Source organism: Photobacterium sp. 2_MG-2023 (genome assembly GCF_030547675.1).
In the GTDB taxonomy this organism is placed as follows: domain Bacteria; phylum Pseudomonadota; class Gammaproteobacteria; order Enterobacterales; family Vibrionaceae; genus Photobacterium; species Photobacterium arenosum.
In genome coordinates this window covers 32,792-46,141 of the sequence record NZ_JAUOQQ010000014.1, presented here as the reverse complement: position 1 = coordinate 46,141, position 13,350 = coordinate 32,792, and the positions used below count along the sequence as shown (strand labels likewise).

The 13,350-nt window shown below is 49.3% G+C and carries 11 protein-coding genes; 9 read left to right on the top strand and 2 right to left on the bottom strand.

Translation table 11 applies throughout. The features are described from left to right. Window positions 1-76 precede the first annotated feature (76 nt). The gene (locus Q4491_RS12730) at window positions 77-367 is read right to left on the bottom strand and encodes a hypothetical protein (protein ID WP_303457910.1); all 291 of its coding nucleotides are present in this window, start codon (window positions 365-367) and stop codon (window positions 77-79) included. 206 nt (window positions 368-573) lie between these two features. On the opposite strand from Q4491_RS12730, the gene Q4491_RS12725 reads away from it, so the two are divergent. From Q4491_RS12725 to putP, 4 genes are all read left to right on the top strand, one after another. After that, a complete protein-coding gene (locus Q4491_RS12725; protein WP_303457909.1) occupies window positions 574-1,359 on the top strand; it encodes an AraC family transcriptional regulator in 786 nt (261 codons plus the stop codon). Window positions 1,360-1,730: 371 nt separating this feature from the next. Next, a complete protein-coding gene (putA, locus tag Q4491_RS12720) occupies window positions 1,731-4,841 on the top strand; it encodes a bifunctional proline dehydrogenase/L-glutamate gamma-semialdehyde dehydrogenase PutA (protein ID WP_303457908.1) in 3,111 nt (1,036 codons plus the stop codon). Window positions 4,842-4,870: 29 nt separating this feature from the next. Continuing rightward, entirely contained in the window at window positions 4,871-5,572 is a 702-nt protein-coding gene (locus Q4491_RS12715; protein WP_192016128.1) for an aldehyde dehydrogenase family protein, read from the top strand. Between the two features lie 193 nt (window positions 5,573-5,765). After that, window positions 5,766-7,262, top strand: a complete 1,497-nt coding sequence (gene putP / locus Q4491_RS12710) for a sodium/proline symporter PutP (RefSeq protein WP_218385054.1) — start codon at window positions 5,766-5,768, stop codon at window positions 7,260-7,262. A gap of 60 nt (window positions 7,263-7,322) precedes the next feature. On the opposite strand, the gene Q4491_RS12705 is transcribed toward putP, so the two are convergent. Beyond that, the gene (locus Q4491_RS12705; protein WP_218385052.1) at window positions 7,323-7,775 is read right to left on the bottom strand and encodes a MarR family winged helix-turn-helix transcriptional regulator; all 453 of its coding nucleotides are present in this window, start codon (window positions 7,773-7,775) and stop codon (window positions 7,323-7,325) included. A gap of 125 nt (window positions 7,776-7,900) precedes the next feature. On the opposite strand from Q4491_RS12705, the gene Q4491_RS12700 reads away from it, so the two are divergent. The 5 genes from Q4491_RS12700 to Q4491_RS12680 all read left to right on the top strand — a co-directional run bounded on the left by Q4491_RS12700 (window position 7,901) and on the right by Q4491_RS12680 (window position 12,796). Continuing rightward, window positions 7,901-8,326, top strand: coding sequence for an organic hydroperoxide resistance protein (locus Q4491_RS12700; protein WP_218385049.1), 426 nt, complete (start codon window positions 7,901-7,903; stop codon window positions 8,324-8,326). Between the two features lie 181 nt (window positions 8,327-8,507). Next, window positions 8,508-9,701, top strand: a complete 1,194-nt coding sequence (locus tag Q4491_RS12695) for a tetratricopeptide repeat protein (RefSeq protein ID WP_192016124.1) — start codon at window positions 8,508-8,510, stop codon at window positions 9,699-9,701. A gap of 138 nt (window positions 9,702-9,839) precedes the next feature. Beyond that, on the top strand, window positions 9,840-10,508 hold the full coding sequence (locus tag Q4491_RS12690; protein WP_218385045.1) for a CatB-related O-acetyltransferase: 669 nt from the start codon (window positions 9,840-9,842) through the stop codon (window positions 10,506-10,508). Window positions 10,509-10,780: 272 nt separating this feature from the next. Next, entirely contained in the window at window positions 10,781-11,974 is a 1,194-nt protein-coding gene (locus Q4491_RS12685; RefSeq protein ID WP_303457907.1) for an acetate/propionate family kinase, read from the top strand. 375 nt (window positions 11,975-12,349) lie between these two features. After that, window positions 12,350-12,796, top strand: a complete 447-nt coding sequence (locus Q4491_RS12680) for a pyridoxamine 5'-phosphate oxidase family protein (protein WP_218385041.1) — start codon at window positions 12,350-12,352, stop codon at window positions 12,794-12,796. The last annotated feature ends 554 nt before the right edge of the window (window positions 12,797-13,350 follow it).

Sequence of the window (13,350 nt, the reverse complement as noted above, 5' to 3'; positions counted from 1 at the left end):
AAGCAGAGCGATTACACTGGAAAGATGATCAAGTAAGGATAAATAACGGCCATTGTCATTTTGACTGGAAAGATGATCAAGCAGGATCCTTGATAATCTGACAAACCAGAGCACACCATCTGCCGCAAACCTTGAAAGTATGATCAAGCGGGTTTGATTGAAAAGCTGTTCCATTGCTCATCTCGGAAGGAGGCAAAGCAATCAGATCGGATAAAAAATCAAGAGTTGTTTTTGTATTATATTGATTTTTAATGGTATTTTTGTTTTCTCTGCACGAGAAAACAAACGTCTTGCCCGTTTCTCTTTCAGCGCGGGGGCAAGGTGTTGTGGTGGCTGAAAATTCAGCGGGATAAAATCCAAATGACATTGACCGTAAAAAGTTGAGTCTTGATCACGCTTCCGAGGTGTTTTTGATCGAAATCGGGCTGTTGCGCTGGAAAGATGATCAAGGTGGCCTGGTGCGAGATCAACAGAAATTAGCCAGCCTCTTTTCATTGTCGGGGCTTATCTATTATGATTCGCCTTTATATCGCGCCAGATGGCATACCTCAATTATTCACGCAGGAAGAACAGATGAAGGATAGTACCCATCCGTCAGGGTTCAAACCGGCGGAAATCATGAAGTTGCCTGAACAGATGGATCATCACAACCATGGATATAATCAGGTAGTGATTGCTCTGTCCGGGCAAACTGAGTTTGAAATTGAAGGTTATGGCAGTCTGGTCTGTCCGGGGCAGGGGTGTCTGGTGACGGCAGAATCTGAACATGGTTTTTCCGGCGTGGGCAACAATGAGATTCTGGTGCTGAATGTGTCTGTCAGTGATGCTGTACCCGACTATGGCGTCGAGCGCATGCAGAGGCTGTTCGAGCAATCCTCCTACTTTCATCTTGATAACCAGGCGCAGACGCTGATCCGCGCTCTTTCAGCAGAAATGCTCGGTAACCCGGACGACTGGCTGTTGAGTAAAGCCTGTACTGATACCCTGATGTGTGTTTTGCAGCGACATTTCAAGCCGTTGGCGTCTGAACGCTATCTGCCGCGCCTGAACATGGATGTTCTTGATCATTACATCCATCAGCATCTTTCGCGTAAGATCACTGTCGCCCAGCTGGCAGGGCTGGTTTTCCTTGGTGAAAGCCAGTTTCACGTTGTTTTTAAAGAGCAGACCGGTGTCACGCCGCACCAGTATGTGCTGCAAAAGCGATTGGAGCTGTGCCGTCATCTGATGGAAGAGTCGCGCCTGAGTCTGGCCCAGATTGCTCAGGCGTGTGGCTTTTCAAGCCAAAGTAATTTCACCCAGGCCTTTTCCCGCCATTTCGGGGTGTCACCCGCTAAGTACCGCCGTCAGTGGAACTGATAGCCGGATTTGCTCAACTGTCAGCACAGACGTTGCTGGCTGCCCTCTAGCCGATAGTTGCTTATCTCACTATTTTCAACCACAGTTTTATGACTTTCCCTATCATTTGATAAGGGGATCGGGCATCAGAACCGACTGTTTGCTGTTTCTTACATCAATTAAATAGAAAACAGTATTTTTTGCTAAATACTTGGGTCTGATTTTGTTATAAAGCGGACTTTTTAGATAAATTATCGGAGTTTTTGGTAAGACTCTGGGACAGGTACGAAATAAAATCCCCCGCTAAAGTAACACTGGTGTAACATTTATCCTGAATCACATGACAAACTGTGTTGATGGTTATTCAGGTCCACTATATTGAGGGAATGACTATGTTCAATGCGGCAGATGCCCTTCAGCCATCTTTTATTGAGCAACCTTTAGATGCACTATGGCAGCAGATTTCACCGTTATACTCGGTAGAAGAATCTGCCTGGCTGGAACAACTGTTGCCCCTGGCTGAGCCTTCTGAACAAGAACGCCAGTTCACTGTCGAGAAGGCAACACGCCTGATCGAGCAGGTGCGCGCAGATCGTACCGCGATCCAGATGATCGATGCCTTGCTGCTGGAATACAGCCTGGACACCAAAGAAGGCATCCTGCTGATGTGTCTGGCCGAAGCCCTGATGCGTATCCCGGATACGGCCACTGCTGATGCACTTATCCGCGATAAGCTGAGCGTGGCGGACTGGAAGTCTCACCTTAAAAACTCTGATTCCCTGTTTGTGAATGCCTCTACCTGGGGCCTGATGCTGACCGGTAAAGTCGTCAGCATGGAATCTAAGGAAGATGGCAGCCCGGCCCGGGTGATCAACCGTCTGACCAATAAGATGTCTGAACCTGTTATTCGCAAGGCGATGCATCAGGCCATGAAAATCATGGGTCACCAGTTCGTACTGGGACGGTCCATCGCTGAAGCGATGAAGAACGGTCAGGCCAAGCGTGATAAAGGCTTCACGTATTCCTTTGATATGCTCGGCGAAGCGGCGCTGACTCAGGACGACGCCAAGAAATACTTTAACGATTACATTGAAGCTATCGAGGCTGTGGGTCTGGATAATAAAAAGCACTCCAACTCTCCTTGCCCGACTGTGTCCATTAAACTGTCGGCATTGCATCCGCGCTACGATGTGTCCAATGAAGGCCGTGTGCTGACAGAAATGTACGACACAGTGCTGGAGCTGCTGAAACGCGCCCGTGCGCTGAACGTTGGTATCACCATTGATGCTGAAGAAGCGGATCGACTGGAACTGTCGCTGAAACTGTTTGAAAAACTGTACCGTTCAGAAACAGTGCAAGGCTGGGGGCGTTTTGGTCTGGTTGTGCAGGCCTATTCGAAACGTGCTCTGCCTGTGCTGATCTGGCTGGCGGCGCTGAGTAAAGAGCAGGGCGATGTGATCCCACTGCGTTTGGTGAAAGGCGCATACTGGGACAGCGAGCTGAAAATGTGTCAGCAAAGCGGTTATGAAGGCTATCCGGTTTATACCCGTAAAGAGGCGACGGATACCTCTTATCTGGCGTGTGCCCGCTTCCTGCTGTCTGCCCATGTTCGTGGCCTGATTTTCCCACAATTTGCGAGCCACAATGCACACACTGTCACTGCCATTCTGGCGATGGCCACACACCGCGATTTCGAATTCCAGCGCCTGCACGGTATGGGCGATGCACTGTATAACCATGTGATGGACATCTACGGTGTGAATGTGCGTATTTACGCACCGGTCGGCAGCCACAAAGACTTGCTGCCTTACCTGGTACGCCGCCTGCTGGAAAACGGCGCCAACAGTTCTTTTGTACACCGCCTGGTTGATGCGCGCTGTCCGATTGACTCTCTGGTACATCACCCGGTTGATGTGCTGCGCTCGCGCCCGACCCTGCATAACCACTTAATTCCTTTGCCAAAAGATATTTTTGGTGACGATCGCAAGAACTCGGCCGGTATTAACATTGAGATCGAATCTGAATGGACCCCTTTCCGTGATTCGGTCGAAGCATTCAAAACGCATCACTGGATAGCCGGCCCTATTGTTAATGGCGAAGTACAGTCAGGCGATATTTTCCACGTTACGGCCCCTTACGACCGTCGTGAATCTGTTGGTGAAGTGGCTTTTGCCTCAAGCGATCTGGTAGCAAAAGCGATTGATGTCGCCGCCGAAGCCTTCCCTGGCTGGTCTGACACTCCTGCTAAAGAGCGCGGTGCCTGCCTGCAGCGCCTGGCTGATCTGCTGGAAGAAAATACCGGTGAACTGGTCGCACTGTGTCATCGTGAAGCGGGTAAAACCATTCAGGACAGTATTGACGAAATCCGCGAGGCGGTAGACTTCCTGCGTTTTTACTCCCATCAGGCGGCCACGGAATTAGCGCAAGGCAAATCAGTGGTTGCTTTTGATGGCCAGTCACGCACCTTGTCGTATCAGGGACGCGGTGTCTTTGCCTGTATCAGTCCGTGGAACTTCCCTCTGGCGATTTTCCTGGGTCAGGTATCGGCGGCACTGGCAGCGGGTAACACAGTGGTGTGTAAACCGGCTGAACAAACCTCGCTGATTGCGTTCCGTGCAATCCAGATGATGCTGGAAGCAGGTGTACCTGCAGGTGTCATCCAGTTCGTACCTGGTCGTGGTGCGGAAGTGGGCTCAGTGCTGACTTCTGATGAACGTATTGCGGGTGTGGCCTTTACCGGCTCGACAGAGACGGCACAGCGCATCAACCGCACACTGGCGGCGCGTGACTGCGATCCTGTTCCTTTCATCGCGGAAACCGGGGGTCAGAACGCCATGATTGTCGACAGTACGGCACTGCCTGAGCAGGTTGTGCGCGATGTGGTTCGCTCGGCATTTGCGTCAGCCGGTCAGCGTTGTTCGGCGCTGCGGGTGCTGTTTGTACAGGAAGACGTGGCGGATCGCATCATCACGTTGATCAAAGGCGCTATGGCCGAATTGTCGGTGGGCCGTCCTGAACTGCACAGCACCGATGTTGGCCCTGTTATTGATAAAACCGCCAAGCAGAAATTGCTGACCCATATTGGCGCGCTGAAAAATCAGGCCAAAATGGTGGCTCAGGCCAGCATAAGCCCAGATTGCAGCCATGGTGATTTTGTTCTGCCGACGGCGTTTGAAATTCGCGGTATCAAGGTACTGCAGAATGAAAACTTCGGCCCGATTCTGCATATCGTGCGCTTTAAGGCAAACGAGCTGGATCAGGTGATTGACCAAATCAACCAAACAGGCTTTGGTCTGACTATGGGCGTTCACAGCCGTAACGAGCGTACGTACAGCCATATTGAACGCCGTGCCCGTGTGGGTAACTGCTACATCAACCGCGATCAGGTTGGTGCTGTGGTGGGTGTGCAGCCATTTGGTGGCCAGGGTCTGTCTGGTACAGGTCCGAAAGCAGGGGGCCCGCACTACCTGTATCGCTTCACTAAAGATGTGTTCACTGCGTAATGGCTGCCGGAATTGGGAAGGAAAGAAAGATGACAACTAGTATTCAAGCGCTCGTCGATCAGAGCAATGCAGCCTGGGAAAACTGGAATGGCCAGGGCTATGAAAAACGTATTACTAAGCTGACTCAGTGGAGCAGCACGCTCGACGCGGAAGTGGCAGCTATGGTGGCGTTTCAGTGCCGCAATGCCAACGAGCATGTGGCAGAAACGGAATTAATGCCAGGGCCAACCGGTGAAACCAATGAACTGTATTGCGCCGGCCGCGGTATTTTTGTGGTCACAGCCGAAGCGACAACCCCTCTGGTGGCAGTTGCCGGCCAACTGACGGCCGCTTTGGTAACCGGGAATACTGTGCTGTTGTCTCTGCCGGAAGGGTACGAGAAATCAGCTCAGCAAATTGTCACTGAATTGGAAAAGGCTGAACTTCCGAAAGGCGTTGTACAGTCAGTGAGCACTAACGAACTTGACGTGTTAGTACGCCATGCTGGTGTTGCCGGTGTGGTGTTTGCAGGAAAGCGCGAGACAGCTTTGTCGCTGTCCCGTGATTTAGCCGCCCGTGACGGGCTGCTGGGCCAGTTGATTGCAGAGTCGGATTTTGAATCTTATCCTGTGATTGGCAGCCCGACTTATTCGCTGCGTTTCGTAACTGAAAGAACACGTACCATCAATATCACGGCGGTGGGCGGAAACGCGACGCTGTTGGAATTGGGGAGTGGCGAAGAAGCACATTAATGTTGATGGTGACTGTTACCAGTGACTCGTGACCTGAACCGTCAATCGATGGATTGGCGGTTTTTTAACAAGGACTCTCAGGTACGTTGTACGAGGTGGAGCAGAACCCAGTCAGCACAGAGGCTGAACTAAATCAGCATCATTCAATAAGCTCTTGCAATGACGGGAGCAACAATAATGAGGGAACTCAAACATGATAGAAAATAGCTTTGCTATCACAAGCACGTTTATCGTGTATCTGATTGCTATGCTTGCAATCGGTTATTACGCCTATAAACGTACTGCCAACTCATCTGATTACTTTCTTGGTGGTCGTTCGCTAGGGCCTTGGCCAGCGGCGCTGTCTGCCGGTGCTTCTGATATGAGTGGCTGGCTATTACTCGGATTGCCGGGCTATGCCTTTGCAGCGGGTATCGAATCACTGTGGCTGGCGGGTGGCCTGTTGTTAGGTACTTACCTGAACTGGCTGATTTGTGCCAAGCGTCTTCGTACTTATACCATTACCGCTGAAAATGCGATCACCATTCCTGAGTATCTGTCGAACCGCTTTAAAGATAACTCCAAGCTCATTCAGACAATTTCAGCCTTCTTCATTTTGTTGTTTTTCCTCTTCTATACCAGTTCAGGTTTAGTGGCAGGCGGTAAGTTGTTTGAAACCGTATTCGGTATGGATTACAAAATTGCCGTTGTGATCGGTACGCTCTGCGTAGTGTCTTACACCCTGTTTGGTGGCTTCCTGGCGGTATCCTGGACTGACCTGGTGCAGGGCCTGCTGATGGCGGCGGCACTGATGATAGTGCCTATCGCAGCAATGCAAGGCGGTTTTGGCGATCTGGCGGCGTCTCTGGAAGCCAAGAACCCGGAATTAATGACCTTGTTTAACGACGTGAAAGGTGAGCCGCTGACGGTAATCAGTATTATTTCTCTGGCCGCCTGGGGCCTGGGTTATTTTGGTCAGCCTCACATCCTGGCACGTTTTAACGCCACCCGTTCTAACCGTGATATCACAACGGCGCGTCGTATCGCTGTGATTTGGTCGGCGCTGTCTATGGCCGGTGCGATCCTGGTGGGTCTGGTCGGTATTCTGTATGCCGATAACCAGCTGGGTGGTAATCTGGCAGATGGTGAAAAAATCTTCATGTTGCTGGTGAATGCCATTTTCCATCCAGTGCTGGCCGGCATCCTGCTGGCGGCGATTCTGGCGGCGATCATGAGTACGGCTGACTCCCAGTTGCTGGTGTCGTCTTCCGCGCTGGCTGAAGATTTTTACAAGCAAGTGATCCGTAAAAACGCCTCAACAGAAGAAATCGTTACTGTGGGTCGTGTGGCGGTTATCGTACTGTCGATTATTGCACTGATGCTGGCAATGAATCCTGACAGCACAGTGCTGGGTCTGGTGTCTTACGCCTGGGCGGGCTTTGGTGCCGCATTCGGTCCTGCTCTGCTGCTGAGCCTGTACTGGAAAGAAATGAACCGTAACGGCGCATTGGCGGGTATTGTTATCGGTGCCCTGACCGTGGTTATCTGGAAACAACTGACAGGCGGCATCTTCGACATGTATGAAATTGTTCCCGGATTTGTCTTTGCTACGGTTGCCATTCTTGTAGTCAGCAAAATGACAGGGGGAGCGTCTTCAGAATTGCACGCCCAGTTCGATACCTATGAGAAGAATCTGAAAGAGTTTGACTAAAACCTTTAGCAAACCCAGACTCTCTGAATGCGCAGCTTTGGCTGCGCATTTTTTTACCCGTTACTCTACAGCAGACAGTTGGGCATAGAGCGTATCGCAGGTGGATTTGAGGGCTTTTAGTGTTTCCAGCGGCATATCCAGTTTGCAAAACAATGCGGCTGGCACTTGCTGCGCGTTCTGCTGCAGGGCTTTGCCTGCATCTGTCAGGCTGATCTCGCGAACTCGTTCATCCGTTTCACTGCGTTTGCGACTGACCAGTCCTTTCCCTTCAAGGCGTTTCAGCAGCGGTGTTAATGTGCCTGAATCGAGATGAACTTTCTCGCCTAACGCTTTGACACTCAGGCATTCTTTTTCCCACATCACCAACATCACTATGTATTGCGAATAAGTGAGATTGAGCGCATCCAGTATGGGCCGATAAGCGCGGATCATGGCGTTAGAAGCGCTGTACAGCGAAAAACAGATCATGTCATCCAGTGTGACTCGGGCTGGTATTTCAGTGGAATTGGCCATGTTCCATCTCCTGAATGGATAGAGTTCAATTAAATTGCGCACAATATACTTGCGTTCGAACTGAAAATCGATCTAAGATTGCGTGAAATTAAATTGCACACAACTTAATTGTTAGAGGTTATCTGATGAAAACAATTTACACCACTTCCGCAAAAGCAAGCGCTGGTCGCAATGGTCAGGTGAAGAGTGATGATGGTTTGCTGGATGTTTCTCTGAGCTATCCCAAAGCACTTGGCGGCAGCGGAGAAGCTACGAATCCAGAGCAACTCTTTGCCGCGGGTTACTCGGCTTGTTTCTCAAATGCAGTGCTGCATATTGCGGGTCTTCAGAAACTGGGCTTGCGTGAAGCACCGACAGAAGCAAAGGTTCGGTTACTGGCTAAAGAAAGTGGCGCTTTTGCGTTAGCGGTTGATTTGTCCGTTGAACTGACGATGGATGATCAAGCAGCCATTGAACTGGTGAGGTCAGCCCATCAGGTATGCCCTTACTCCAATGCCGTACGCGGAAATGTGGAAGTCAGCCTGGCTGTGAACGGCATTTCGCTGGATTAAGCGTCGCAGACATTGGTGATTTTTCTGTCCCGGTTTTCGCAGAATCTCTGCTCAAACCGGGATTTTTGTGCTGTTTTCGGTACCCTGATCTGACCAGCTTCAAAATCAGAGAAAATATAACTTTAGATTTATCCCAAAATGCCGTTATTACAAAGAATACAGATTTGTTTTAAGAGGGGTTATGTCACAACTCGGTTTAGGCGTTTGCCTGGGCATTGTATTGCTGATTGTGGCGGTTTCCCGGTATTTTGCACTGATGAAAGACGTTCGTGAGGCTGCCAGAGAGCAGGCACTCAAGGATGAAAAATACCGACAGGTATTAGAACAGGCAAAGGCTGTTGAACACGAAGAAAAAGTCAAAAAGGCGCAGTCAGGTCATATTCCCAGCATTTTATCGTTAGCGAAGGAAAATGAAGTTGGCAATCTCCGTGTGGCATTAGGCTGGTACCAGAAAGCTGCTGAACTAGGGAATGAAATCGGACAGAATGCGTTGGCACGGTTGAGTCGTCAGGATGTTGATGATCCTCACGGTGAAGCCAAGTCGCGCTATTGGGAGTGTCTGGTCAAATCAAACAACAATGAACCAGAGGCCTTGTTTGAACTCGGTCGTTTTGAGATCCGAGGCTATGGTACTGCGATCAATACCACTTCGGGTGTCGGCCACCTGATCAAAGCGGCTGAAATGGAATATGTGCCGGCGCAGCTGTTTCTGGGTGATTGGTACGTGGTGGAGTCGAATCCGACCCCATCGCCGCGTCGTGCCTTTTTCTGGCGTTTAAAGTCGGCCGTGAATAACGATGCGATGGGCTGTATTAAAGTCGCCTATTGTTTCCAGACCGGAGTGGGGGCGACGCGAGATCGCCGGCGAGCCATCTACTGGCTGGAGAAAGCGGCCGAGCTCGGCAACCTGGAGGCTCAGTATCTGGCGGGGAAAATGCATCTGAACAATGACCAGCCAGTTACCAATGTGACCGATGCCGCTGTTGCGTATATCTGGTTTTCTGTGGCGTTTGCTTCGGGATATCTGGATGCCAAAAAAGAGCGGGATACAGCGGTTCAGCATGTGGGCATTGAGTCAATTTTGAATGTTCAGAAAGTGGCTAAGCAGATTTATAAGTATTTGCACAACCCGCCAGTACCTGTGCATTCCACCATGGATTTGCTCGACAAAATGTATGACAGGTCTAAATACCGTCCGACTGATGCTGAGCTGGACGCCGCTTTAGGCCGCATCAATGAAGACATTGATGTGGATTCAGCGGTGCAAACGAATCCTGGTCCTTCTGCGTCCGGGCAGGGTAACGGTTCACAAAATACGGCAAAAAAAGACTGGAGCGGTGAAATGATCGCTGCTGAGTCAGTGTCATCCGCATAAGCGAAATCTCTGCCATTTTTCAGCCGTTGCTGAGTTGTTGTCTTAGTTGGGTGACAGCATAGCGCGGCTGCTTCCAGACAGTTACATTATACTGACATTAAAAGTCGCAGTTTTTTGCGCATGTTTGAGTATGAGGTAATGATGGCGACTATCTTTCCTTCCTGGCTTGGTGGTTATGAGCTGAATAAAAAAGTGACTAACCCGAACATTATTGTCGGGGACTTTACTTACTATTCCGGCTATTACCACGACAAGCACTTTGAAGATCATTGCGTACGTTACCTGATGGGCGATCACTCCACAAAAGCGGTGTGGGAATCCGGCATTTTTGGTGAGGTCGATAAACTCATCATAGGTAAATTCTGCTCGATCGCTTCGGGTGCCATTTTTATGCTGGCAGGCAATCAGGGACACAGACACGATTGGATATCGTCTTATCCGTTTGAGGTCAGTGAATTTGGTGACAAAGTTAAAGCCGGTTTTGCCAGAGCGGGTGATACGGTTATCGGCAATGATGTCTGGATTGGCAGTGAGTGTGTCATTATGCCAGGTGTACACATAGGTGATGGCTCAGTGATTGGCGCGCGGGCAGTGGTCACCAAAGATGTTCCGCCTTACAGTATAGTGGTCGGTAATCCTGGCAGAGTTGTTAAGTCACGGTTTAACGGCAGCGAGGTGGCTAAGCTGCTGGAAATGAAGTGGTGGGACTGGCCATTATCCATGCTGAAAGCCAATATGGATGTGATGTGCAGCAACGACGTTGAGGCTATGTACCAAAGGTATCTGTCTTCGTCTGAAGCGAACTAGGCGCTATACCCGTGACGGATCAGCGGATGTACATCTCTTCTCTTTGTTGAACTATCGCTCTGTTTTTTGATTCCTTGCAAAAAAATTTTGTATTTTTACATTAAATTTGAATATTGTGTTGAATCATTCAAAAAAAATTGAGTATTATGGTGCAGCACAAGATGCTATGAATCTGTTGCTCCACATCAATTTATTAGCATCTGTGCCGACAACATCTGTTGTCAGGGGGCACTGAGTGCCAAATAAGCCGACAATCTTCTGGTGGAATCCCCATGCGCCATTCACTTGTACTCGTTATTAATTCCGGAAGCTCTTCGCTTAAATTTGCTTTGATCGATGCCGTCAGTGGTGATGCAAGACTGACAGGGCTGGGGGAGTGCTTTGGTCTCAGCGATGCCTCTGTCAGCTGGAACTATGACGGTGAGAAATCCAGCTTTGCGCTGGAAGCGACAGGCAATCATCATCAGCAGGCGATTGATCGTCTGGTGCTATTGCTCGATGAACTGGGCCTGAAGCAGGACATCATTGCCATTGGCCACCGTGTGGTTCATGGCGGCGAGCGTTTCAGTGAAACTGTGAAAATCGATGAACATGTGCTGACAGAGATTGAAGCGCTGAGTGAGCTGGCGCCATTGCATAATCCGGCGCACGTTATCGGCATCCGCGCGGCGATCAGTGCTTTCCCCTACCTGCCGCAGTACGCAGTGTTCGACACAGCCTTCCATCAAAGTATGCCTGCTAAAGCGTATCGCTATGCGTTGCCTCAGAAGCTTTATCAGGACTTGGGTATCCGTCGCTATGGCTTTCACGGCACCAGCCATTTCTTTGTTAGTCAGGAAGCGGCCAAACAGCTGGGGAAACCGGCAGAAAAAACCAATGTGATCACTGTGCATTTAGGCAACGGTGCATCGATTTGTGCGGTGCGTAATGGCCAGAGTGTTGATACCAGTATGGGCTTTACCCCAACAGCCGGCCTGATGATGGGCACCCGCTGCGGCGATTTAGATCCGGGTATCGTGGATTTCCTGATCAACAAAGGCTGGAGTCAGGCGGATGTGCAGCAAGCCCTGAACAAAGAAGCAGGCTTCCTGGGTGTTTCCGGCTTAACCAGCGACTGTCGCGGCATTGTTGAAGCCATGGAAGAAGGCCATGCCGGTGCGAAACTGGCTTTCGAAATCTTCACTTACCGGGTGGCGAAATACATTGCTTCTTACATGGTGGCATTGGAAGAGTTGGATGCCATCGTATTCACTGGCGGCATTGGTGAAAACTCCTTGCCGGTACGCAGTGAAGTGCTTAAGTACCTGAAAATTTTCGGCTACCGCGAAGATGCCACGGGTAATGCTAACGCCCGTTTCGGCGCAAAAGGCATGATCACTAAACCCAATACCCCTATGGCAATGGTGATACCAACCAATGAAGAATGGGTGATCGCCAGAGAATCCATGGCGCTGCTGCATGCATAGCAGAAAGTCATGCTGATATTGAAGAACGGCCCCGAGTTAGACTCGGGGCTTTTTTTCGCGCAGATAATCAGTCGGGCTGAATCACTTGTCTGGTGACGAATCTCTGAACGGGAAACCACGTTGCCACCGTGTTGCGGCAAATCATTCGTATGTACCTCCGATTCACATATCTTCATCGCGTCTTGTCCTGAGCGATGTAGTTTTTCCTGTGCACATTGATGGGGATTCAACCGCTTCATTGCCGTTCAGCAATGGGGCAATACAGGGGGTAGAAATGAAATTATTCGAAGGTGTGATGTCTGTCTGCTTTTTTTTTTTGACAATGAATGAAGCGGATATTAAAAATTATGCAACGGTATTCTCAGGAGACGAAAAATGCAGCTGAAAGAGTACGCTGACAGAAGTGTTTTGTGCTGGTTAGCGACTGTTGGACATGATTCACGACCCAATGTATCTCCGAAAGAGATTTTTACGCTCTTAGATGAGACATTGATGCTCATTGCAAACATTGCTTCACCAGGGAGCGAAACAAACATTCTGCTGAATCCTCAAGTCTGTGTGTCTTTCGTTGATGTTTTTGAACAACGCGGGTTTAAGGTTACCGGAAGTGCAAGGATTGTAAATCAGGAAGATAGTCGGTGGGAAGGCTACTTGTCTGAGTTACGCAAATTGGCTGATGAAAAGTATCCGATAAAGAACATTTTTGAGATTCGTATTGAATCATTCTCGAAAATTGTTGCACCTGGTTACCATTTATTCGCTGATACAACGCCGGAAAGCCAGATTGAAAATGCTCTATCGACCTACAAAGTGAGTCGGTAGTGTCACCGATATAAAGTGATGAGGTTTGCTTTGCAATAGAGATGACCTCGAATCAGTGGCTCAGTGAATTGTGCAGGGCAGGAGCATACTTTGTTAAATCGCATTAACATTGCATTCCGAGGCAATAATTACGCCTATATATGCACTTTTACGTTTTAACGCCTATAGAAATCGAGCCAAAAACATACTAAATGTTTGCATGATAGGCATTTGTTAACGTTTTTTACAAAGTGTGCTCTAGCCCTGGTGAATTGTGTCACGATAAATACTATTTAACTTTCAGGAAAGCCTCTGATGCGGTGCTGAGGCTGTCTGACGTCCTGCCAAGAGTTTATCAACGGCGACTGATGAAATAAGACAGTATTGAATATTATCTGCGGATAGTCTGAGTCGTCACTGTGAACGTTTTCATCCTGTGAACTGAGAACATTAAAAATAGTTACATCAATAATAAGTCAATTGATAGTGATATAAAAAACTAAAGTTTCCTCATCTTTCTGACAATCAATCAAAAAGCATCAGAAATTGATTCCTCGGTGGTCTGAATCTCGGAG